This window comes from Cognaticolwellia aestuarii, from assembly GCF_002000025.1.
GTDB lineage: Bacteria > Pseudomonadota > Gammaproteobacteria > Enterobacterales > Alteromonadaceae > Cognaticolwellia > Cognaticolwellia aestuarii.
Genome location: NZ_MUZV01000001.1, coordinates 332587 through 356776, shown reverse-complemented (window position 1 = coordinate 356776; position 24190 = coordinate 332587). Strand labels below are relative to the sequence as shown.

The 24190-nt window shown below is 39.6% G+C and carries 21 protein-coding genes; 9 read left to right on the top strand and 12 right to left on the bottom strand.

What is annotated here, in order from left to right; translation table 11 throughout:
- The first annotated feature begins 11 nt into the window (after positions 1-11).
- From B0169_RS01615 to B0169_RS01600, 4 genes are all read left to right on the top strand, one after another.
- Positions 12-512: a nitrous oxide reductase accessory protein NosL gene (locus B0169_RS01615; RefSeq protein ID WP_077284050.1), complete on the top strand. Its 501-nt coding sequence runs from the start codon at positions 12-14 to the stop codon at positions 510-512.
- 83 nt (positions 513-595) lie between these two features.
- Positions 596-1186: a DUF4136 domain-containing protein gene (locus tag B0169_RS01610; RefSeq protein WP_077284048.1), complete on the top strand. Its 591-nt coding sequence runs from the start codon at positions 596-598 to the stop codon at positions 1184-1186.
- Positions 1186-1662 carry a hypothetical protein gene (locus B0169_RS01605; protein ID WP_077284046.1) on the top strand — a complete coding sequence of 159 codons (477 nt, stop codon included), beginning with the start codon at positions 1186-1188 and terminating at the stop codon, positions 1660-1662. The genes B0169_RS01610 and B0169_RS01605 overlap by 1 nt, the downstream gene beginning before the upstream one ends.
- A gap of 186 nt (positions 1663-1848) precedes the next feature.
- A complete protein-coding gene (locus tag B0169_RS01600; protein ID WP_077284044.1) occupies positions 1849-2172 on the top strand; it encodes a ribonuclease E inhibitor RraB in 324 nt (107 codons plus the stop codon).
- 120 nt (positions 2173-2292) lie between these two features.
- Here the strand turns inward: B0169_RS01600 and B0169_RS01595 are convergent, their stop codons facing one another.
- From B0169_RS01595 to B0169_RS01570, 6 genes are all read right to left on the bottom strand, one after another.
- Positions 2293-2931, bottom strand: a complete 639-nt coding sequence (locus B0169_RS01595) for a trimeric intracellular cation channel family protein (RefSeq protein ID WP_077284042.1) — start codon at positions 2929-2931, stop codon at positions 2293-2295.
- Positions 2932-2943: 12 nt separating this feature from the next.
- Positions 2944-3333 carry a rhodanese-like domain-containing protein gene (locus B0169_RS01590; RefSeq protein ID WP_077284040.1) on the bottom strand — a complete coding sequence of 130 codons (390 nt, stop codon included), beginning with the start codon at positions 3331-3333 and terminating at the stop codon, positions 2944-2946.
- A gap of 102 nt (positions 3334-3435) precedes the next feature.
- Complete coding sequence (locus B0169_RS01585) at positions 3436-4407, bottom strand: cobalamin biosynthesis protein CobD/CbiB (RefSeq protein WP_077284038.1); 972 nt, start codon at positions 4405-4407, stop codon at positions 3436-3438.
- The gene (gene mtnN, locus B0169_RS01580) at positions 4407-5117 is read right to left on the bottom strand and encodes a 5'-methylthioadenosine/S-adenosylhomocysteine nucleosidase (RefSeq protein WP_077284035.1); all 711 of its coding nucleotides are present in this window, start codon (positions 5115-5117) and stop codon (positions 4407-4409) included. Before mtnN ends, B0169_RS01585 begins: the two co-directional genes overlap by 1 nt.
- Before the next feature lie 182 nt (positions 5118-5299).
- Positions 5300-5959: a DUF2726 domain-containing protein gene (locus B0169_RS01575; protein WP_077284033.1), complete on the bottom strand. Its 660-nt coding sequence runs from the start codon at positions 5957-5959 to the stop codon at positions 5300-5302.
- A gap of 149 nt (positions 5960-6108) precedes the next feature.
- On the bottom strand, positions 6109-6744 hold the full coding sequence (locus B0169_RS01570; protein WP_077284525.1) for a dUTP diphosphatase: 636 nt from the start codon (positions 6742-6744) through the stop codon (positions 6109-6111).
- Between the two features lie 109 nt (positions 6745-6853).
- Between B0169_RS01570 and B0169_RS01565 the strand changes: the two genes are divergently transcribed.
- Together B0169_RS01565 and B0169_RS01560 are read left to right on the top strand one after the other, a co-directional pair.
- Positions 6854-7192 carry a DUF2956 domain-containing protein gene (locus tag B0169_RS01565; protein ID WP_077284031.1) on the top strand — a complete coding sequence of 113 codons (339 nt, stop codon included), beginning with the start codon at positions 6854-6856 and terminating at the stop codon, positions 7190-7192.
- Positions 7193-7326: 134 nt separating this feature from the next.
- Positions 7327-7638: an ArsR/SmtB family transcription factor gene (locus tag B0169_RS01560; protein WP_412842106.1), complete on the top strand. Its 312-nt coding sequence runs from the start codon at positions 7327-7329 to the stop codon at positions 7636-7638.
- An 86-nt stretch (positions 7639-7724) separates the two neighbouring features.
- Here B0169_RS01560 and B0169_RS01555 read toward each other — a convergent pair whose 3' ends face one another.
- Positions 7725-8744, bottom strand: a complete 1020-nt coding sequence (locus B0169_RS01555) for a GlxA family transcriptional regulator (RefSeq protein ID WP_077284029.1) — start codon at positions 8742-8744, stop codon at positions 7725-7727.
- Between the two features lie 136 nt (positions 8745-8880).
- Here B0169_RS01555 and B0169_RS01550 point away from each other — a divergent pair, with 136 nt between their 5' ends.
- The gene (locus tag B0169_RS01550; RefSeq protein ID WP_077284027.1) at positions 8881-10776 is read left to right on the top strand and encodes a beta-ketoacyl synthase; all 1896 of its coding nucleotides are present in this window, start codon (positions 8881-8883) and stop codon (positions 10774-10776) included.
- A 269-nt stretch (positions 10777-11045) separates the two neighbouring features.
- The gene (locus tag B0169_RS01545) at positions 11046-13235 is read left to right on the top strand and encodes a sensor domain-containing diguanylate cyclase (protein ID WP_077284025.1); all 2190 of its coding nucleotides are present in this window, start codon (positions 11046-11048) and stop codon (positions 13233-13235) included.
- Between the two features lie 86 nt (positions 13236-13321).
- Here B0169_RS01545 and B0169_RS01540 read toward each other — a convergent pair whose 3' ends face one another.
- The 3 genes from B0169_RS01540 to folE2 form a co-directional block, all read right to left on the bottom strand.
- Complete coding sequence (locus B0169_RS01540) at positions 13322-14770, bottom strand: FAD-dependent oxidoreductase (RefSeq protein ID WP_077284023.1); 1449 nt, start codon at positions 14768-14770, stop codon at positions 13322-13324.
- A 27-nt stretch (positions 14771-14797) separates the two neighbouring features.
- Positions 14798-19258, bottom strand: a complete 4461-nt coding sequence (gene gltB, locus B0169_RS01535) for a glutamate synthase large subunit (RefSeq protein ID WP_077284021.1) — start codon at positions 19256-19258, stop codon at positions 14798-14800.
- 569 nt (positions 19259-19827) lie between these two features.
- Entirely contained in the window at positions 19828-20754 is a 927-nt protein-coding gene (gene folE2 / locus B0169_RS01530; protein ID WP_077284019.1) for a GTP cyclohydrolase FolE2, read from the bottom strand.
- Between the two features lie 474 nt (positions 20755-21228).
- Here folE2 and B0169_RS01525 point away from each other — a divergent pair, with 474 nt between their 5' ends.
- Positions 21229-21576, top strand: coding sequence for an Hpt domain-containing protein (locus B0169_RS01525; protein ID WP_077284017.1), 348 nt, complete (start codon positions 21229-21231; stop codon positions 21574-21576).
- Positions 21577-21590: 14 nt separating this feature from the next.
- Here the strand turns inward: B0169_RS01525 and arcA are convergent, their stop codons facing one another.
- Together arcA and B0169_RS01515 are read right to left on the bottom strand one after the other, a co-directional pair.
- A complete protein-coding gene (gene arcA, locus B0169_RS01520; protein WP_077284015.1) occupies positions 21591-22313 on the bottom strand; it encodes a two-component system response regulator ArcA in 723 nt (240 codons plus the stop codon).
- Positions 22314-22524: 211 nt separating this feature from the next.
- Complete coding sequence (locus B0169_RS01515) at positions 22525-24138, bottom strand: sensor histidine kinase (RefSeq protein WP_077284013.1); 1614 nt, start codon at positions 24136-24138, stop codon at positions 22525-22527.
- Between the last annotated feature and the right edge of the window lie 52 nt (positions 24139-24190).

Genomic DNA, 24190 nt, shown 5'->3' with positions numbered 1-24190 from the left:
GGGTACTTTTTATGTTGCGTAAACTTCTCCTCTCTATCGTCTTAGTCGCTGTGATTGGTTGCTCCGAGCAATCTGAGCAACAACAAGTTATTCACCAAGCTGTGGCTATTGAAAGCTCGGACGAATGTCACTTATGTGGCATGCTAATTACCAACTTTTCAGGACCTAAAGCAGAATTATTTCGCAAAGGTGTGACGGAAGCTGATGGCAATAGTGTGAAAAAATTCTGTTCGACGCGTGATATGTTTAGCTTCTACCTTGACCCTGAAAATAAGCGTAATGTGACAACTATTTTAGTTCATGATATGAGTAAAGCGCCATGGAATGCGCCAAATGACGGCTACTTTATTGATGCTCGTAATGCTTGGTATGTGGTTGGTTCTGAAAAAATGGGTGCTATGGGTAAAACGCTAGCAAGCTTTTCAGCTAAAGCGGATGCCGATGCTTTTGCGAAAGAGTTTGGCGGTACGGTTATTGACTTTGACGCGGTAAGTTATCAATCATTGCAATAAGTTGACGGTTATATCGTTAGCAGATGTTGTAATTTAACTTCAGCTAGGTAATCTAGTGTCATTATTTTTTGTTTGAAGATACTATGATAAATATTAGGTTACTTAGTTGCTTAGCATTCATTATTACCCTTTCGGCTTGTTCAACTATTTCTGCCACGACTTCCTTTCGTGATGGTTTCGATTTTTCCTCCGTTGAGAGTTATAGTACCTATGGTCGAAATTCTGCGTTTGGTGACGTACAAAACCTCAGCGATAGCACGCGTAATACAATCGAGCTAGCGATAGAACAAAGTTTTGATAGTAATGGTTTTAGTTATAAAACGCTTAACAAAGCTGATATCGTTATTGCTTATCACCTACTAAATCGCCGTGCTTTTGAATTAGATAAGTATAATCGTGAAGTAAAATATTGCGGTTATTGTTTAAGAGCAGGGGAAGCTACACATGCTGAGTTAGAAAATAAACTACGACCGGGTAGTTTGATTCTCGATATTATTGACCCTAAAAGCCAACGTTCAGTTTGGCGTAGTGTTTACCCACTAAAATTCAAAGAAGATGACAACAGTCGAGAAATGCAGGAAAAAATCACTACTGCAGTTGATGGAATGCTGCGTGATTTTCCACAGGGGAAAAGCGGTAATGCCAGCGCTAGTTCAAGTAAAGAGCCAGCTTAATGGCTAAGTGGGTAACTATTACGCTGATCGTGTGCGCAGGACTTTTGATAATATTACTCGGTTTAGGTTATTTATTATCAGAGAATGAAAAAGCGACCACACGGCTAAAAAATCAACTAGAGCAAGAGGCTCAGTTACAACAACAAAAGTTAGAGCAACAACGTAATCTTAGTCATTATAACCACAGTGATGATATTGAAATACCGCTACCATCAGATGATAAAAGCGTGATGAAAAATTTTGAAAAAACGCTGATTAATAATTTAACTTGCGTGACAATAGCGCAGTGTCAGGTGCTGACTGTTAAATTTAAAAATATCGACTGTCGTCTTGCTAGCAATATTATTGGTGCATCTTTGTTGAAAAAAATCGCCACCAAAGACATTGTTATCGACCAATGCCCAACCATAAATTCAGCTGCGCAATTAGCTTGTCAGCAAAATATTTGTACGTTAATAAATACTAGCCATGAGTGAAAGAAATCACTAAGTCATAGTGCGAAATTGATTTGTTATTGCCAATAAATTATCAGTAAGCTGCCCTTTGCCCACGTGATACTATCAAGTAACAATGATTGCAGAGTATTAATTAACAGTCGAACGAGCATCTTGAATCGCTTTGGGTATATAATAAGGTATTGTTTTTAATAATTTGTATGCGATATGACCTTCCCAAATGATGAAACCGGCCAAGTTTTAGCTGAAATGCAAACTGCGGGCATTGATTTAAACGAAATTCACCAGGTAGTGTTTTTTCAGTTATTTGAACAAGAGCAACAAGCACGAGCTATGGTTGCTCATTTAGCAGAGCAAGCGCCAGACATGCAAGTTGAGCTAGTACCTGATGAGTTGCCCAATGTATGGGATGTTAACTGTACGGTTAGCATGGTACCAAGTTATGACGCGGTTATTGCGCAAGAAGCTGAGTTTGAGCTACTAGCGACAAAATTCAAAGGTTATAACGATGGTTGGGGTATAGAAGCTTAATTATCGCTAAATAGGCAATGACAGATAACTCAGGCTCGACGTTATGTTGTGTGCGTTATTTAGATTAACTAAGTTTATTAAGCAGTTAAAGAAAAAGATCAAGCATAGTTTAACTGACTATTATTGATCTTTTTTGCTTTCTTCTGGTTCAATAATATCAAAAGCGGGCAGAGTAACACGCCAATAAATAGCGGCTAAGCGTAATGTTAACGCGCCAAGTATCGCCGTGATAATAGCCAGATGCTCAGGGCAAGAAAAATAGCGTAGCAATGTATATAATGCTCCACCCAAAATCGCAGCGGTGGCATAAATTTCTTGTCGTAATATCATTGGTATTACGTTACATAATACGTCGCGTAGCATACCACCAGCAACCCCCGTCATCATTCCCATCACAATGGCTACAGGAATCGCGGCGCCTAAGCTTAGTGCTTTTTCTGTGCCTAATACGGCGAATAACGCTAAGCCAAAAGCGTCTGAAACCAATAAAAACCGTTTAGGAATACGCTTGGGTGAACGAATAAAAATGATGGTTAATGCCGCAGTTGCTAAAATAACATAGAGGTAAACGGGGTTTTGTACCCAAAATACTGGCGTTTGTAAAATAACATCGCGCATGGTTCCACCACCAATTGCGGTGACAGCAGACAAAACTACTACTCCGAAAGGGTCAAGTTTATATCGTCCAGCCATTAAGGCCCCAGAAAAGGCAAAAACAACAATGCCGAACATATCAAGCCAATAGAGTAATTCTGACATTGAGTTACTTCGCTACTTTACTAAGGGTAAGTTGGCAGCTTGCCAGCCTTTCATGTCTCCTTCAAGGTGACGAAGGTCGCTAAATCCAGCGGCACGTAAATCGTGCTCAGCACTGATAGCACGACGGCCTGAACGGCAATGTACAACTACCGTTTTATCTTTAAAGGCGATAATTTTATTGAGGTTAGCGTTAATTTGCTCATGGCTAATATTAATAGCGCCCTGGATATGACCTTCAGAAAACTCTTCAGCGCTACGCACATCTAATATTACTGTCTGTTTGCTGGGCGTTGCCATTAAAGCTAGCAGCTCTTGTTGCGAAATAGAGGCAGTTTGCTGGGCAAAAGTGAACAGCGAAATAACACTTAATAAAATAACTAACGATAGTTTGATGGATTTCATGGTGTAGCCTTATATTAATAACAATGAGAGACTCATCTTAAGTCTAATAGTTTACCTGAATCTTAATAATAGCAAAGTGATTAAATCGCGTGGCGACAGGTTTTAGCTGGCAGCAGTGTAGGATATTATTGCTAGTAACAAAACCATTAATGTCAGTAGGTAAAGTGCATAGTTGATGCGTTTGCTTGCATGAATAATATCAGTGGCCTGTGGCTGTCTCGCTGAGTCATTAAAGCTAGTTTTACGTACTTTATCTCCGTCATATAGAGCCACCCCGCTGAGTTTCACAGCTAAACCTAATGCAAGAACATGCAATAAAATGCCGTTATCTGTCTGGAAAAACTTACCACGTATTAAACGCCAATAAAGGAGGGTGTTTTGCCCAACAGTACCGAGCAAAAGTACGAGAGAAAATAATCGAGATGGTAACCACTGTAATAGTTTTACAATATGATTAATGGCGGCGCCAAAATAGATAAAGCGTCTGCGCTTGATATTCCAGGCATAATGCATTTCTAGCAATAATCGAAAGGTTAATGCCGCCAAAGGGCCGAACACTAAGTAGTAAAACCCAACGCAAACCAGTAATTGCGAACTGCGCAATACTTGTGTTTCGATGCAGGCTTTACTGATACCTAACGGTGATAACTGTTCGGTGCTACGTAATAAAAAAGGCGCTACTTTTTGTTTTGCTTGATAATTGTTATTGGCTACTAGCTCACGCGCGACAGTTTTACTGGTTTTAGTTAAACCAAAACTGCCTAAGGCAAGGTAAAGTAATAAAGCATTCCAGAGCCAATAAACTTCAATAAAAGCCTCAAATAACCAGAGAATAATCAGTAATGGTACTAGCGTAACAATAATGGCAATTAAGCCAGAGATATTCTGCTGGCGGGCACTATTACTCGGTTTATTGACCTTGTCCGCTAAGCGCTGACAATAAAAATTAAAAAAAGCTAATGGTTGTTGAGTAACAAACTGTCCAATACCGGCTTTTAATGCCATCACTAATAACAGCATGAAGGCAGCAGAATAAAAATGTGGACTGGTGAGGATGTTACTCAAATTTTCCATTAGTTTAGTGTTTTACCTTTCAGTGCCGCTAACATGCTAGTAACTAGCACTGAAGAGTTAACAGAGGCTGTTTCTAAGTAAGCTTCGAATGAGGTTGGTGATTCTTTACCTGCAATATCTGACATTGAGCGAATAACAACAAAAGGTGTGTTGAATTGATGACATGTGTGTGCAATAGCTGCGCCTTCCATTTCTACTGCGGCCATGGCTGGAAAGTTAACCCTTGCTTTGGCAATGTCTTCGTCTTTAGTCATAAAAGTATCACCTGTTGTGATCAAACCAACTAATGTTTGAATATTATCAAGTGACTTAATTCCAACCTTAGCGGCGGCAACTAATTCAGGGTGAGGTATATAGGCTGGTGGGTTTGCAGGCAATTGGCCTATTTCATAACCGAAAGCGGTTACATCCACATCGTGATAACGTACTTCTGAACTAATCACAATATCGCCCACTTTAAGTGACTGTTCAAAGCCGCCAGCAGAGCCGGTATTTACAACATAATCAGGCTGGAACTTATCAATCAGTATCGCTGTTGCAAGTGCTGCAGCAACTTTACCAATACCAGACTGAACAATAACCACGTCAGAGCCATTCAACAACCCTTGGTAAAAGGTATAGCCGGCATGTGTCGATGTTTGGCAGTTTTCTAATTTAGCTTTTAAAATCGCAACTTCGGGTTCCATTGCGCCAATAATGCCTGCTTTCATGAGTTAAATCCTGTAAAAATTTTAGCGAAAATATTTCGCTAAGCTATGTCTATGGTTTATGTGCGAATTATAACGTGGATTGCGCGTAAAATCTTTTCTCTGTATCAACAAAAAAGCAGATAGGTAAATCTGCTTTTAGTTTGTGATATGGATATACACCACCATGAGGTCTCATGGAGATATTAGTGCGGTAGTGCTGCCGCATGCGGTGCAGATATTTGTCTAGCCATTGCCGGTGTATCTTGGGGTAACATCGCCTGAGCTGCTGCAGGACTTAACGCACCGACAGTTCTTGGACGAGCTTTGACTAAAGGTGCAGGAATTATTCTTCCTTTCACTTGTGGTGTAGGTGCATTATTGCCAAGAATTCGACTGTTAATACAAGCACGTATTTCATCAATAGTATAATTGGCTTTTACTTTAATACGAATATGTGGAATAGCGGCGGCTTCAAGTGCGCCACTGACAAACCAGTCTTTTTTCACTTTATAGCCCTTACCTTGGGTATCGACTAGGTCGATGACACCGAGCAACTTCATACTGTCGCGTTCGCAAATAACAAAGTCTAAATACTTGCTATTAGCATTATTTGCCGCGGTTTGACTTGCGCGATTTGATACCCCATTGCGAATGCTGACAATATCGGCAAGTTTAACGCGATTGATAATGCGATACCTTGTTCCCATGGCTTGCTCAACAAGATTTTGAAAGTTTTTTTCTGCGGGGGTAAATAAAGCAGTTTTACGATCGAAAGGAAAAGGAAAGCTATTGTCGTTTAACCGACTTGCAAGCATAGCAACAATAACAATTAGGCTGATCATGGCAAATAGAATGAGTTCCATATACATCTCCGGCAGTTCAAATTCTTGACGTTTATCTTAGATAACAAGATAAGCAAAAACTGAGCCAGAGATCGCAGTAAGATCTTATCGGTTAATTAATTCCCTAAAACGTTTAGGTTTTATCAATTAACCGGTTGATTATTATGGTATTAATTCTTTGGGTATTTAGCTTCTAAAGCACTATAAAGCTGCTGTTGAAAATCATCAGCGCTTGCATCTAATGTAGTAACTAAGTTTGCGAGTACTTCGTTGTCTTCTTCTCCATGCCACACTTTGATGTAACTACCGTCTTTATAGCCGTGATCTTGGCGGAAAAAGTTTAAAGTGTTTTTGCCAACATATTGACGAAACAGTTCATCTAAATCCATTGACATTAAACGCATACAATCAGCAAGTGCTAAGGCATCAAAGGCTTTGTTAGTGACGGCTTTTGAGGCAAGATTTTCTAAAGCAATTTTAAAGTCCTTTTCACCACTGTTCTGGGTTAATTCTGCCGCTAATGTTTGGCTGATATCGGCAATTGAATCACCGCTCATCAGGCGTAAGCTTAAACCAAAATGAAAAATATCAACTAGCTCTAACTGTACTTGTGCTACGTCAATTTCTTGGTGTTTCCACCACTTCCAGCCATGGTGATCAAGCATTTCTGCACATTCAACCCAAATGGCGCGGTACCATTCATAATTGTTATCTCGCCATGTTTCACTTACGCGTGAATTCATCGCATCTTGCATTGATAGCATTTGTGTAATTTGGTTTTTTGCTGTGCTAAGTAAATCGCTCATGCTGTTCTCTATTTTTTGATAATTTGGTGGCAATAAAAACTTTTGCTGATAGTTTAGCAAGATTAATGGCATTATATAATGAATAATAAAATGATTAAGGATTTTAGTTTTGACAGCGCAAGTTTCAAATGAAACTCAAAGTGAAGCTTTACGTATTGCTAAAGGTACGCAAAAAAAATCTCAAACCAAAGAGCAAACAAAACTGATTGCTCAAGGTATTGAGAAAGGCATCAGCGAATATAAAAAACAGCAAAAAATTAAAGCGCGAGAACGTGATAAACAACGTAAAAAAAGTCGAGTAGAAAAAGCAAATACATCAGCAGCATTACCAGTAGCAAGTGATAAAGCGCAGGTTGCTAAAGCAGGCGCTAGCGCATTCTCAATATTGCCATGGGCATTGCTTATAATGAGTTGGGGCTACTTTCTATTTAACCTGAACTCTGGATAATGAGTGCTTTTGTATTGCGAGCAAATTAGGCTCAGGTAGATTTTTTGTAATGTTGGTAGCTATTACCGAATTTAATGTCATGGTTCGTTGGCAATAACAGGTGAATAAAAATAAAATGAAAATGAGAGAAGTAAATGACAGCGTTAGCAGAAATTAATATTAAAGACATGCAGAAAAATTCCGCTCAGGCTGCTGATTTATTGAAAGCCATGAGCAATAAGCACCGGCTATTAATATTGTGTCATTTAGGCGAAAAAGAAATGTCTGTGAGCGCGCTTAATAACGTTATTACGCTAAGCCAATCAAGCCTATCTCAGCATTTAGCGAGATTACGCCAAGACGGCTTAGTCAAAACGCGTCGAGAATCACAAACTATTTTTTATAGTATTGCTAACCCTTCAGTGGTTAAGTTGATCACCTTTTTGCACGGCGAATTCTGTCAATAGCCAGATACACATGGTGAATATGACATTAAAACAAGCAAAGGTTTGCAATAAGCATGACGCTTTATATTGCCGTGTCATGGGGACATTTAACCATTACTAAATAGCTTTTTTCTCACCATGGCACGATAGGCTTTAGGTGTTAAGTTGAGCACTTTCTTAAACAGACGGGTAAAGTTTGCTTGGTCTTGATAGCCAACTTGAAAAGCGACTTCTTGAATCGACAAATTACTTGCGGCTAATAATTCTTTTGCTGTTTCAATTTTCAATTTTTGCCAATATTGTGTGGCATTGATGCCTGTAGCGAGTTTAAAGCGGCGAGTAAATGAGCGTTGACTGATGCCAAATTGTTGCGCGATATCATTTAACGTTAAAGTAGAATTTAAATTAGTTTTTAGCCAAAACTGGATTTGGCTAATTAATTCGTCGGGATGACGATCGACAGCACCTTCTAAATAGCGTTGTTCTTCATAAGGTTTTCTAATTTCATGTGAAAAATTACGCTCTACTTGTTGGGCGGCATTCTGCCCATAAACTTGAAAAATTATATGAACAACAATATCGGCCAAGGCATTTAAGCTAGCAGCACAATAAGTGCGTTCAGATTGTGTGATAAAAAAATCAGGCTTTAAGTCTACTTTTGGGTAATCACGTTTAAATTGTTCAACATAATGCCAGTGAGTTGTTGCTGGGTGATGATCTAAAATACCCGCTTCAGCCATTAAGCAAACCCCAGTACCACCACCAATTAATGTTGAACCCTGCTGCCATATATCACTAAGCCATTGCAGCATTTTAGGTTGTCTGGCAATAGTTGGCCTAGGATTTCGCCAAAGGCTAGGGATAAACGCAAAGTCGGGTCGTTGGGCATGGTCAATATCTGTGTCGGGTAGCAATTTAATGAGAGCACGGGTAGAGATTGGCTTAATGTTTTCTGCAACCATCTGTATTGATAGCCGTGGAGCATTGCGGTTCTCTTGCAATGCAACAGCTTCGCCCGCCCGAAGCATTTCAACGGGTAAACTGACACTGGTTGCTAACATGTGATCATAAAGTAGTAGGGCAATATTAATGCTATTGTCTTGATCGCGTTTATTTGTTGTCTTCATTGTATCCAATGCCACTTTATTTTTATGTTTTGGCTATTTTGACATGTTTTTTGGCTGTATATGAATATTATTTTTTATAACTAACTCTTACACTGAGCGACATTAATTATTAAGTTGCAATTTAAAGAGATTTTTCATGACTGCGTTACCGATTATAGTTGGCATGGGCGGCGTTAATGCTGCTGGTAGAACTTCATTTCATCAAGGCTTTCGTCGTATTGTTATCGATAAACTAAATGCTGAAGCTCGCCAAGAGACTTTTGTGGGTTTAGCAACCTTAATGAATTTATTGACCAGCCAAGATGGCCAATTAATCGATGCTGAAGGTAATGTTGTTGAAAAGCCGGCTGTTGAGCAACGTTTTGGTCCAGAAATATTAGCGGGTACTTTGATCCGTAAAATAGAGCATGATCACTTTGACCCTGATGCAACCCCTTGGCAGCAAAAGCTAACCATGGATGTGAGTGACCAAGGCATAAGCTTTGAAACTCGTGCCCGTGATCTGCCAAGCCCGCTGCCGCGGACATGGAAAATAACAGAATTAGCCGAGAAGCGTGTTCGTGTCGATATTGCCGGTGAAATTGAAGTTAGTCACGGCTCTACGCGCGATAATCCTATTAAAGCAGCCGGGCAATTTCCTACCGGCTTTAAACCTGCAAGTTTATATAATAGTCGTTACCAACCTCGTGGTTTACAAGCGACAATTTTTGGTGCTGCCGATGCTATTCATTCAACTGGTTATAGTTGGAATGAAATTGCAGACAAGGTTAATCCTGATGAAATTGGTACTTATTCAGCTTCAGTTTTTGGTCAAACCCAAGTAGAAGGTGTTGGTGGTATGATGCAAAGCCGACTCAAAGGTGAGCGGGTATCAACAAAAAATTTAGCGCTTGGTTTAAACACCATGTCGACTGATTTTATTAATGCCTACGTTACCGGTAATGTCGGAACAACCTTCACCTCAACAGGTGCTTGTGCAACGTTTTTATATAACTTAAAAGCGGCAGTGCAGGATATTCAAGCTGGTCGAATTCGTTTAGCAATTGTTGGCAGTAATGATTGTGCTATTACACCTGAAGTTGTTGAAGGCTTTGGTAATATGAGTGCACTTGCCAATGAAGAAGGTTTGAAAAAAATTGATGGCACCGGCGTTGCTGATCATCGTCGTACTAGTCGCCCATTTGGTGAAAACTGTGGTTTTACTATCGGTGAAGCGGCACAGTTTATTATCTTAGTGGATGATGCATTAGCGATTGAACTCGGTGCTAATGTCTTAGGTTCAGTTGCCGATGTTTACACTAATGCTGATGGTATCAAAAAGTCTATTACAGCACCGGGGCCGGGTAACTACATCACTATGGCTAAGTCAGTTGCATTGGCTAAATCGATCGTAGGTGCTGAGGCTGTTCAGCAACGCAGCTTTATCTTGGCGCACGGCTCAAGTACACCACAAAATCGTGTAACTGAATCTTTAATTTATGATCGTGTTGCCAATAGTTTTGATATTACTGATTGGCCTGTCGCTGCGCCAAAAGCTTTTGTTGGGCATACTATTGGGCCTGCAAGTGGTGATCAGGTAGCGATGGCCTTAGGTATTTTTGCAGACAATATTATGCCAGGTATTACTACCATTGATAAAGTTGCTGATGATGTTCATGATGAACGCCTTAATATTGCCACCGAACATTGGCATTGTCAGGCTATGGATGTTGCGTTTATTAACTCGAAAGGTTTTGGTGGTAATAATGCTACAGCGACTTTATTTTCTCCTGCGGTAACTTTGGCAATGATGGAAAAACGTCATGGTAGTGATGGTATGGCTAATTATCGAGACAAAAATGCTTTGGTAGAGCAAGCAAGAGCTAAATATCAAGCTCAAGCTGATAATGGTGAGTTTCAAATTATTTATCGTTTTGGTGATGGTACCTTGATGGATGATGATGTTAGTTTAACTCATGAAAATATCACTGTGACAGGTTTTGCCAATAAAATAGTGCTACCAACAGTAAACCCGTTTAATGATATGGTTTAATTAATATAAATTAACCACATACAATTAATTTTTTCTAAGCCCTGCAATAACATTGACAGGGCTTTTGTATTTAATGCACTATAGTTTGGTCAAAGGTTATTTCATGATTATTCTTGGCGAATTTTAGCTATGCAGTCAATATATGGATATTGCTAAATTAAACACAGAATCTGGATATTCAGTACATTAGTTTACTGTTCTAGAGCATTTTCTTTTAACTAATCAGTTAAATTTAGCGATTTACTAACGATTGATGTGGTGCACTATACATGGCTAGCTTGCCAACTAAAATTGCTCTAAAATTCGAAAAACCAACCGTTGAGGCTAAGCCTAGCCAAGTTCGTTCTATCTTATTTGCCTTAATTTTGGGTATGGTTGGCGCGTTACTGAACTGTTTTCCCGTAGAGCTCGCTTATAGTATTTCCTTGGTTATTGGCAACTTAGCCTTTATTTTAGCGGCAGCTTATTTACGTCCAGCGTTAACGTTGTTATGTGCTGTGATTTGTGTCTCACCATTATTTATTATTTGGGGCCACCCGTTCGGCTTTTTAACTTTTGGTTTAGAGGCGCTTTTTGTTTCTTATATGCGCAGTCGCGGTTGGTATTTACCGACCGCCGATTTTATATATTGGTTGCTCATTGGTATGCCTTTGACAGCAGCACTGATTTGGCTTAACGAGCCAGATGCTCAGGGTTATCTACTTTTTTCTCTTTTTAAACAAAGTATTAATGCCATTTTTTATACTAGTTTGGCGGTAATTATACTGCTGATTTTCGGCGATAAATTGAATTTATGTGTGAAATCGCAGCAGCCTGTTTTTGTAAAAAACCTAAAACAATATCTACATTATATTTTTTGGATCATGTCGGCTTTTTTCGTGGTTGGTGTTAGTTTGTACTTAAGTCGCAACCTAAATGAAATACAAGAGCAACAGTTTGAAGATAAACTTGATATTAGTAGCCAATATGTCAGCCGTATCATTGAAAATTATGTTGATGAGCACAAAAAGGCCATTGCGCAAATAGCCAATAAGCTCTCTCTTGTTGGGCCGACAGACTACGATGAATCATTGAGCAAAACACATGCACTTTATCCTGGCTTTTTAACTATGCTTATTGCTAACCGCGATGCTGCATTAGTGACTTCTTCACCGCGTTCTTTAATGGATAATTTGCCTAAGTCGGGATTTACTATTTCCGACCGATCTTATTTTGTTCAGGCTTTCTATCATCAGTCTCTTTATACATCGCCGGTTTTTCTTGGGCGAGGCTTTGGCTCTGATCCTATTATTGCGATAAGCGCCCCTATTTATGCTAAAAATAGTACTACCCCGATCGGCATAGTTGAAGGCTCATTAAATCTTAATATGTTTGATCAGGTGAATCGCTATGCGGTAAATGATCGGCAAGTTGAGGTGGTTTTAACGGATGAGAATGATAACGTTATTTACGCAGAGTCGGGCTTAGCCTTAACAAAATTAGCAAAATTCAACGCCTCTTTCGAGCATGTAAAGCTGCAACATAAATTTATCATGATCGATACTCATGGTGCCAATATGAAACGCTATTTGTATCGTAAAGTAACATTAAATAATGGCTGGAAAGTGTTAGTTTTAATTGAGCATGGCCAATTTTTACAATCGATTGAACGCCAGTATTTAACCATTTTTATGTCGTTATCTTTAATTTTTGTTTTTGTGTTATTACTGGCTAATCAGTTTGCTCATCTTTTAAATCGCCCATTGGCGTTCGCTTTAAAAGAGCTTGCTAAAGATGATAATAAAGTTGGCTATAAAGCGATACCCTATGATGCACCGACTGAATTTGTCAGTTTGTATGAAGAGTTGCAACAGTCAAAAGCAACATTATTAAAACATCAGCTTGTTTTAGAAGAAAAAGTTGCAAAGCGCACGAAAGAATTGCATAAAGCGAATAAAGCACTGGTAGAGCTTGCACATAAAGATAGCTTAACAGGCTTATATAATCGTCGTTATCTTGAAAGTAAGTTTAGCGAGTTACAAGCTGTGCTGTCACGAAACGATGCCGCTATGGTTGTTGCTATGCTAGACCTTGATCACTTTAAAAAGTTAAATGATCAATATGGTCATTTAGTAGGGGATAATTGCTTAACGTATGTTGGTGACTTAATGAAACGTAAGTTTGACCGTCGTAGTGATATTGTTGCACGTTTTGGCGGGGAAGAGTTTATTATTGCTGCACAACATGATGAAAACAATGGTGTTTTAGGCAAGCTTGAAGAATTGCGTGAGGAAATAGCACAGTACTGTTTCTCTTTTGATGGTGAGCAATCTGTTAGTATTACTATGTCGATTGGTGTGGTGGTAACTGAAGCTAAGTTGTCTGACAATATTGATGCTTGGATTAAGCTTGCTGATGAGCAGTTATACCAAGCTAAAAATAATGGTCGTAATCAATTGTCTGTTAAGCGTTTAATTTAACGCTAGCTAGATGCTATTTTGTTGATAACAGTAATAGCACTTTAAAAATACGACTGGTGTATTTCAAAGTGCTATTCGCATGGAGATTATGCCTGTTTTATCGCCGGTGTCATAACAAAGTCGAGTATACCTATCGCGGCTTTTCGGCCTTGGTCTATCGCAGTTACGACGAGATCTGAACCTAGCACCATATCACCACCGGCAAAAATGTTTTCTTTACTGGTTTGTAGAGCAAAGCTGCTGTTATCTGTAGCAATGACTCGTCCTCTGGCATCAACTTCAACGCCAGCATCTTTCATCCACTGTGGTGGGCTTGGCATAAAACCAAAAGCGATAACCACAGCATCAGCAGGCATAACAAACTCGGAGTCGGCAATAGTTTCAGGGTTGCGTCTACCGTTTGCATCGGGTGCGCCAAGTTGTGTTTTGACGAATTTAACCCCGCAGGTATTGCCATTTTCATCAATAGCAATATCAATAGGCTGAATGTTAAATTGAAAGTCTACACCTTCTTCTTTGGCATTTTGTACTTCGCGAGGTGAACCTGGCATGTTCGCTTCATCACGACGATAAGCACATGTTACTGAGGTTGCCCCTTGTCGAATCGAGCTACGGACACAGTCCATCGCGGTATCACCACCGCCAAGTACGACCACTTTTTTACCTGAGAAGTTAACATAAGGCTTGGCATTTTCATTGCCATCTTCTTGTGAAAGGCCCATCAACTTTTGCGTGTTAGCTATCAAGAAGTCTAAAGCGTTATATACTCCCGGGGCCGACTCATGTTCAAAGCCGCCTGTCATATCCGTGTAAGTGCCTAGTGCTAAAAATACCGCGTCAAATTCGTCACTTATCTCAGCAAAGCTGATATCAACACCGACATTGGTATTTAAGCGAAACTCAATGCCCATACCTTCAAGAATTTCTCTACGGGTCTGGATAACATCTTTTTCTAATTTAAAAGATGGAATGCCAAAGGTAAGTAAACCACCTATTTGTGCATGCTTATCGAAAACAACGGCTTGCACTCCGTTTCTAGTTAGCACGTCGGCGCAAGCGATACCTGCAGGACCAGCACCGATAACAGCTACCCGTTTGCCGGTGGCAACGACTTGAGATAAATCAGGTTTCCAACCTTGAGCAATGGCAGTATCTGTTATGTACTTTTCAATGTTACCGATAGTGACAGCACCAAACTCGTCATTAAGTGTACAAGCTGACTCACAGAGTCTGTCTTGTGGGCAAACACGACCACACATCTCAGGTAAGCTATTGGTTTCATGACAAAGGTCTGCTGCTTCCATAATTTTTCCATCGGTGACTAATTCTAGCCACTGTGGAATATAATTATGTACGGGACACTTCCATTCGCAATAAGGGTTGCCACAGTCTAAACAACGATCGGCTTGGCCTGCACTTTGATCACTGCTTAATGGTTGATATATTTCGACAAAGTTAATTTTACGTTGTTCTATCGCTTTTTTAGGCGGATCGATACGCTTTACGTCGATAAATTGATAAATATTCTTACTCATGAATTAGTTGCTCCACTTGTGCTCTGATTATTGCGCTTGAACACGTAGTTCTGCGGACGAACGGCTGCGATGACCTAATAAGGTTTTAACATCAACCGCTTTGGGCTTAATCAACTTAAATAATGGTGCATAAGTCGCGAAGTTATTCAAAACTTCTTCTGCTCTTAAGCTACCGGTTTCAACTAAATGCTGAGTGATTATGCCGCGTAAATGTTCTTGATGAATATTAAGTTCATCTATCGCCAACATTTCAATGGATTCATTATTTAGACGTATCGCTAAATCATCTTGTTCATCTAGGACATAAGCAAAGCCACCTGTCATACCGGCGCCAAAGTTCACTCCAACTTGACCTAAAATAGTGACTATACCACCGGTCATATATTCACAGCCATGGTCACCTGTGCCTTCTATTACGGCGTGACAACCTGAGTTTCGTACCGCAAAACGTTCACCGGCACGACCACAGCCAAAGAGTTTGCCGCCTGTTGCACCATACAAACAAGTATTGCCCATAATCATAGTTTTATGACTTAAATATTCGACGCCTTTGGGTGGCTTAATCGTTAGTTTACCGCCGGCCATGCCTTTACCTACATAGTCATTAGCGTCACCCGTTAAGGTCATTTCTAAGCCGCCAGCATTCCAAACACCAAAGCTTTGACCTGCGGTGCCACTAAAAGCGACTTTAATCGGGCTTGCTGCCATGCCTTGATCACCATGGTGACGAGCAATTTCCCCAGACAGTGCTGCGCCGACAGAACGGTCTGTGTTCTGAATATTTAAACGATATTCACCACCACTGCTATGAGCAATAGCGTCTGAAGCAAGTGACAATAAACGTTGATTTAACTCACCTTTATCGAATGGCTCATTAGTATCAGTTTGATATAAAGCGGTATCTTCTGTTGCAATAACAGGGGCAATAATAGGTCGTAAATCTAATTTTTGCTGCTTAGCTGTAATGCCAGATAAAGGCACGAGTAAGTCAGTACGACCAATAATGGCGGTTAAGCTTTCTACCCCTAAACGCGCTAAGATTTCTCTGACATCTTGTGCAATAAATTTGAAGTAATTCATCACCTGATCAGGTAAGCCTTTAAAGAATTGCTCACGTAGTACTTCATCTTGTGTGGCAACACCTGTAGCGCAATTATTAAGATGACAAATACGTAGGAACTTACAACCTAAGGTGACCATAGGCGCAGTACCAAAACCAAAGCTTTCTGCACCAAGAATTGCGGCTTTGACTATATCTATACCTGTTTTTAGACCGCCGTCAACTTGTAAGCGCACTTTATGTCTTAAGCCATTGGTAACTAAAGATTGGTGTGCTTCCGCTAAACCAAGCTCCCATGGACAACCGGCATATTTCACTGAGGTTAACGGACTGGCACCTGTACCGCCGTCGTAACCTGAAATAGTAATAAAATCAGCGTAGGCTTTGGCAACACCAGAAGCGATAGTACCAACGCCAGGGCCAGAAACCAGTTTGACGGAAATAACCGCCTTAGGGTTAACTTGTTTTAAGTCGAAAATCAGTTGCGCTAGATCTTCAATAGAGTAAATATCGTGATGAGGAGGTGGTGATATCAGGGTAACACCAGGTACAGAAAAACGGAGTTTCGCAATTAATGGCGTTACTTTATCACCTGGCAATTGACCACCTTCGCCTGGTTTTGCTCCTTGTGCGACTTTAATTTGTAGCACATCAGCGTTCACTAGGTAGTAAGGGGTGACACCAAAGCGCCCAGAAGCAATTTGTTTGATACGTGAATTTTTCACCGTCCCAAAGCGACGTTCGTCTTCTCCACCTTCACCTGAATTAGAAAAGCCACCTAAACGGTTCATGGCTATGGCAAGCGCTTCATGTGCCTCGGGGCTTAGCGCTCCAATTGACATGGCAGCACTATCAAAGCGTTTAAATAGTTCTGTTTCTGGCTCAACTGTCGCGATATCAATTGCTTTTTGATCATCTTTAAATGTCAATAAATCGCGCAATGCGGCAGCAGGACGATTATTGACATGATCAGCGAATATTCGATAATCGCTATAGTCGCCACTGCGTACAGCGGTTTGTAGCGTACTAACAACATCAGGGTTATAGGCGTGATATTCACCACCATGAACATATTTAAGTAACCCCCCATGTGGCATCTTTTGATGCGGCATAAAAGCTTTGCGCGCTAGGTTGATATTATCTTGCTCAATATCTGAAAAATCAGCACCTTGAATACGGCTAGGTAAATCTGGGAAGCAAAGCTTCATGATATTGCTGTTCAGACCAATCACTTCAAATAAACCAGCACAACGATAGCTAGCAATCGTGGAAATGCCCATTTTAGACAATATTTTTAGTAAACCTTTATTGATGCCTTCACGATAATTAACTACTGCTTCACGGGCAGTCAAGTCTAGTTGTTTTTGCTCTACTAATTGCTCGATAGTTTCATAAGCTAAAAATGGATAAATAGCCGTTGCACCTAAACCGAGTAGCACCGCGAATTGATGAGAATCACGTACTGAGGCAGTTTCAACAATGATGTTGGAATCACAACGTAATTGTTGCTCCACTAAACGTTTCTGAACAGCACCAACGGCCATTGCAGCGGGAATAGGCAGCATACCTTGATGTATTTGGCGATCTGATAATACTAAGATAACGGTATTTTTATCACGCACTAAGGTTTCAGCTTCATCACATAAGCGTAAAATAGCAGCTTCTAGGCCTTCGTCTTGATCATAGTTTAAGGTTAGGGTGTCAGAACGGTAATGTTCAGGATCTAACTCACGCAATTGCTTTAATCCGGTATACATTAATACCGGTGTAGCAAATAAGATACGGTCAGCATGACCGGTGGTTTCGTTGAAAACGTTATGCTCTCGGCCGATACAGGTACCTAACGACATAACGTAACGCTCACGCAAGGGATCAATCGGCGGATTTGTTACTTGGGCAAACTGCTGACGAAAATAATCATAAAGTGTTCTGGCTTGGCTTGATAAAACCGCCATTGGCGTGTCATCGCCCATTGACCCCGTCGCTTCTTGACCATTTTCTGCTAGTGTTTTTACCACTTGATGAATTTCTTCATAGCTGTAATTAAACATCTTATGGTATTGCGCTATTTCTTGGTCTGTAAATATTCGCTGACCAATTAATTGTGCGTCTAGTTGATCAAACGGGATCAGGCGTCGGATATTGTTGTCTAGCCACTGACGATAAGGGTGACGAACTTTAAGTTCATTATCGATATCATTGGAGTTAAATATTTTTCCTGTATAGGTATCAATGGCAAGCATTTCACCAGGGCCAACACGACCTTTTTCTATGACTTCATCTTCACCGTAGTCCCAAATACCAACTTCAGAGGCTAAGGTGATAAAACCATCTCGGGTGATCACATAACGGGCAGGTCTTAAGCCGTTACGATCTAAATTACAGGCAACATGACGACCATTGGTTAGTACAACACCTGCCGGGCCATCCCATGGCTCCATATGCATGGAGTTAAATTCATAAAAAGCTTTTAAGTCGTCATCCATTAAAGGATTACTTTGCCAAGCTGGTGGCATTAATAAACGCATTCCGCGATAGAGATCCATGCCACCAGCAAGGAAAAGTTCTAGCATGTTGTCTAGCGATGAAGAGTCAGAGCCGCTTTCGTTAACAAAAGGAGCTGCATCTTGTAAATCAGGTAATAAAGGAGATTTAAAGCCATGAGTTCGAGCACGGCTCCACTGGCGATTACCCTTAATGGTATTGATTTCACCGTTGTGAGCTAAATAACGAAATGGTTGTGCTAAATGCCATTGAGGTGAAGTATTAGTTGAAAAGCGCTGATGGAATAAACAAATTGCGGTTTGCATACGAATATCAGCTAGGTCTAAATAAAAGTTCGGTAAATCTACCGGCATCATTAAACCTTTATAAATGGTGACTAAGCACGACAAACTTGCGACATAGAAGCGGCTATCACTGATACGTTTTTCTGCGCGACGTCTTGCCATATATAATCGACGCTCTAATTCGCGATTACGCCAACCAGAAGGAGCATCAACAAAAATTTGTTCTATTGTCGGTAAATTGCTTTTGGCCGTTTCACCTAAGGTGCTGATATCGGTAGGTACAACTCGCCAACCGACTAAGGTTAAAGTTTCTCGGGCGAGCTCTTCTTCAAGTATTTTTTTGCTGGCATTGGCTTCAATTGGATCTGGATTCAGAAAAATCATGCCGACAGCGTATTTTTTACCTAACTGCCAGTTATTTTCTTCTGCGATTGCACGGAAAAAGCTGTCTGGTTTTTGCATCAACAAGCCACAACCGTCACCGGTTTTACCGTCAGCAGCGATACCACCGCGATGTTGCATTCGGTCTAAAGCATGAATGGCTGTCTTTACGAGTTTATGGCTTTTTTCGCCGTGTTGATGGGCGATGAGACCAAAGCCACAATTGTCTTTTTGGTAAGTATGATCGTAAAGTTGCATTTTATTCCCCTCAATAAAAGCTTCGGTAATTTTTTTGTTAGAATGGAATAAAATTATACTTAAAGTGCATAAATAATCCGAAGTTCATACCGAAGAACTCCTTACATTAAACATTTAAAATTGAAAGGTCAATGCAAATAGAGTAAATACTCGTAGCTTTTTTACGTCATTACAAACATAGAAATCGCGGATAAAACACTTTTTATACTTATTACTGTCGTAATTGTTTACTTTATAAGAAAAAATATACAGCCCACCATCACCTATCGCATATGTTGTAATTTTATTACATTTTAAAAGTTTTATAAAAAACAAATTTTAATAATTTTTTATTCACTGTTTATTCATGTTGCTGCTGCATGGTTTTTTCAGTAATAGGGAGATTAATGGTTAAAATGGCTATGATGGTACGATGTCAAGATGGGGTGACTGCTGGCATTAGCAAGTGGGTATAAAAAAGCCTCTTGATCATTTTCTGATGATTAAGAGGCTCTATTGTGTTGTTGGTTAGTGTGTAATTAAGCTAGTGAAGTGATTAAGCTGATTCAATAGTAACTAAAACAACATTATTAGGCTTGGTAGCCATCAACTAGACCTTTAGTGGTAACACTCACGGCATCATGAGCATGTAACGACTCTAAATGGTTAATGCGTAACCAGAAGTCATCAAATTGTGTTGATGCGTTCATCGTGTGTTGTAAACGACGAGCTGCATCTTCACAAAACATAAGGTTTTGACCATTTAAACGGGCGAATTCTTGTTCGTCTTCACGTTTTACTGCGGCTTGTACTGGTGTTTTTAATGAGTTTTCAATTAAGTCAACAAGCTCAGTAATTGGAAACTCAGTAGTTGAACTATTAAGCTTCACTTTAATTTCAGCAACAGAGCGTTGGCTATGAGGTGTTGCAACTACCCCTTCGGTAGTACCTAGCCATTCGTGTACTGTTTCTAAGTCAACACTAGCTTCATTGGAAAATTTATCTTTAAAAGCTTTTTGTATTAACTGACGAGCCAATGCTGCTGAGCATGGGCATGTAGAAGAATAACGCACGTCAAGTGAAAGCTCGATATCAAGCTTGCCTTTATTTAAGCGTCCGGTGATGGTAACTGGGTAAGCTTTCCAACCTTGTTTACCACTAATAAGTGACTTACGACGCAGGTGGTAATCAAAGCTAAATTTAACTTTAGCGTTATCACTTAATTCTTCATGGCTGCTAATGAAACCATCTAATAGTGTTACTAAGCTTTGATGTGTTAATACATCTGAGTTTGATAATTCGTCAAGGAGTAGGTATAAGCGTGACATATGAATGCCTTTAGCTTTTGGCTCTTTAAGGTTTACAAACGCGTCTACGTAGGCTGAAACCATACGTTCTGATTGCCCTTGTGAGGCAACCATGATGGGCATTTCTATGTTGCTCATGCCGACCCAATCCAAAGTCCCCTCAGTTTGAGCTGTGGTGTGATTTGCTATATCAGGCATTAATGTTGGCATTTTGACTCCGCTGTTCGCTTGTGCACTAAGTAAAGGGCTATCATGGTAACTTCAGTACATAGTAGAATTATAATTGGCATTGCTATCTTAAAGCGCGATAGTTTCCACAAATATTATTAAATATGGAATATAATGCAATGACCTTAAAAAGGGCGCCATTTTGAACGAAATACCAGTCAAAAGCAATGTTTGTAATAGCGCTGATGATATTGTTGAAGAATATGATAGTTGTATTTAATTGATGTAATAAAGCAGCTGATAACTCGCCAGCAATTTTTATTGCAAAGTTAGGCGATTATGCAAACCTGTCATTACTTTATTTACGCTAGAGAAAGCTATAAATAATTGCCTTTATTTTGTTTTTGCGCAATGAAATAGCCAAGATAGCGAGATCAGTTACATTGAGGTTTAGTTTTGCTTGTCGTAAGATTAGAGCGACTTAACGATGAACTCAGCAGTCACTTAGGAGACTTCATGATAGCAACGGAACAATTAGATTTAAGCTTAATCAATGGTTATTTAGAAGCATTAGATATAGCGGTTATTCAGCAAATGTTAGATCTGTATATTCAACAGTCTTCGCTGTATTTAGCTGCTATAGATACTGCTATCGTTGCTGAGGATCAAAAAGCTTGGCAAGAGCATTGTCATAAAATCAAGGGATCGGCGGCAAGTGCTGGTTTATCGCAAGTGCATCAAAAGCTTGTTGTTATTGAAAAGTCTACTGAAGATTGGCCAGTAAAAGCGGCTCATTTACGTGTATTAACCGAGCTCAACCAACAAGCCATTGATGTATTTCAGCAATGGCTTAGCGATCAATAAGCTGTATTCGCAAGCTAGTTGTTAGTGCTTGCGACTTTATCTACCTGACCAATAAATCGATAGCCTTCACCGTGAATAGTGTTGATTAATTCAGGAGCGTCTGACACTGATTCAAAGTGTTTACGTAAACGTCGAATCGTTACATCGACTGTCCGATCGTTTGAGCGTAAATCTCGCCCGGTCATTTCTTTGATCAACTGCTGGCGAGTAACAATCTGTCCCGCATTAGCAATGAGCAAGCGTAATGCTCGGTATTCGCCACGAGGAATTGATATTTCTCTATTATCTGGAGTGATCATTTTTCGTGAATTGCCATTAAGTGACCACTGATTAAAATAAATAATGGCATCATCTTTTTCCACATTGCTTGGCAATATACGGTTTAAAATATTGCGTGCGCGGATGGTTAATTCACGAGGATTAAATGGTTTAGTAAGGTAGTCATCGGCACCAATTTCTAAGCCAAGAATTTTGTCAATGTCGCTATCACGGCCTGTGAGGAAAATTAATGCCAAGTTATTGTTTTTGGTTAATTCACGAGCTAGTAATAAACCGTTTTTTCCAGGTAAATTGATATCCATAATAACTAAATTAACGTTATTACTTTGTAGCTGCTTCTCCATGCTGTCACCATCTATTGCTTCTGATACTTGATAGCCTTCAGCTTCAAATAGATTTCGCAGATTAAAGCGTGTTACGTCTTCGTCTTCTACGATGAGTATATGCGGTTTTTGCATGTTAATTGTCCAGTTCTGTCAAATTTAATATTTTTAAAATGAATAAGTTAAGTGCTAATGTGCTGACCTTGGTTATTATAGACTATTTCATTGGCTTTAAATATCGGCTAATAATATAAAAGCGGTAGTTAAAAAACAATCACTAGCAAGGTGACTAAAAAGGCAATTTTATCGCTATTCTAGTTGCTGTGATTCAACTCAGATCAAAGTTCTAGTTAATCGGAAAGTTAATTTCAACACTAACGCCTTTACCTAACTCACTGTTTAAAACTATAGTACCGCCGAGCGCTTGGGTTACTAAATTATAGACTAAATGTAAGCCTAAGCCACTGCCGCCTTCACCGCGTTTTGTGGTAGTAAAAGGTTCAAAAACTTTATTCTTTATTGACTCATCAACGCCATGGCCATCATCTTTAAAAAGAATGTTAAGTTGGTTACTAAGTGGCATTACCGTTATTGATATTTGACCGCTTTCTCTGTTTTCAAAACCATGAATGACGGAATTCATGATTAAATTAATTAAAATTTGATTGATAGGTCCTGGTTTGCTGGCAATTGTTAAGTTATCAGGGCAGTCAATGGCAATAGCATAAGGTAAACAGTGTAGTTGTGGTCTGAGGGTGAGTAACACTTCACTGAGCAGTTCTTTGACTTTGAAAGTACGTACTTCTTCGCTTGATTGGTCTACAGCAACTTTTTTAAAACTCGAAATAAGATCGGCTGCTCGGTTTAAGTTGCGATAGATAATGGCGACATTTTCACTACCTTCATTAAGAAATTTCTTTAATTGGCTCGATTTTAAGGTTTTATTTTCAAAATCGGTTTTAATATCTTCGAGCCTATCAGCTAATAACGTTGAGGCTGTTACTCCAAGGCCTATCGGTGTGTTTACTTCATGGGCAACGCCTGCAACCATGTCGCCTAAAGAAGCCATTTTTTCACTTTCTACTAACTGCCCCTGAAATTGGTGGAGCTTCTCTAAGGTTGAAAGTAAATCTTGATTTGACTCTTTCAGTGCTGCTGTACGTTTGTTGATTTTGTCTTCTAATTCATGCGAGTGCTCAATACTTTGCTGTTCTGCTGCGTCTAATTGTGCAATGTGTTTTTCCATACGTGTAAATAGGATATTAATGTTTCGGCCTAACATATCGGCCTCACGATACGGCATAGTTTGGCATTGCTGCTTAAAATTCTTTTGTCGAGAAGCAATTTGTATGGTGTTAATTAAGGTCAAAAATGGCGCACTAATATAACGTTCAAGCTGCAATGCAATGAAGATAGCAATAATAATGATGATAACAATGAGCACAGTACTGGTAATAAGTAACTTGTCACTGAGCAATGCGATATGTTCGGTATTACTTTGAAGGTAAACGTAGCCAATGACTTGTTCACCTACTTTAATTGCTTGCATATACTCGACGTATTTTTCTTTAAACCTTGGCACCGATAAGTGTGCGTAGTTATTTGATTTTTCGGCAATAGCTGAGCGACGTTCGTTGCGTTTATAACTGTAGAAAAGCTCAACATTTTCTGTTTGCTTGTTGCGTTGATAAATATGCAGGTAATTCAAATTAGGAATTTTCTCAGCAACAGATAAATTATCATTTAGCGCTTGTCGTTCTGAATTAATTAAATAGTCTTGGCTTTCATCGGCTAGAGTATTTGCCCAGTATTGGATGTGACTTGCCGCTAATGTATTGTAACTATTGATATATTGCTGAGATAATATTGAAATGCTAATTATAGATAATAGAGAAACAAAGCCGATGATTGAGATCAGGCAAATCCGGCGAATAGACCAAATAGGTTTGGTTGGTGGCATACAATCCTAAACTCAATTAATTGTTGGTATTAAATTGATTGTAGAAAACCTT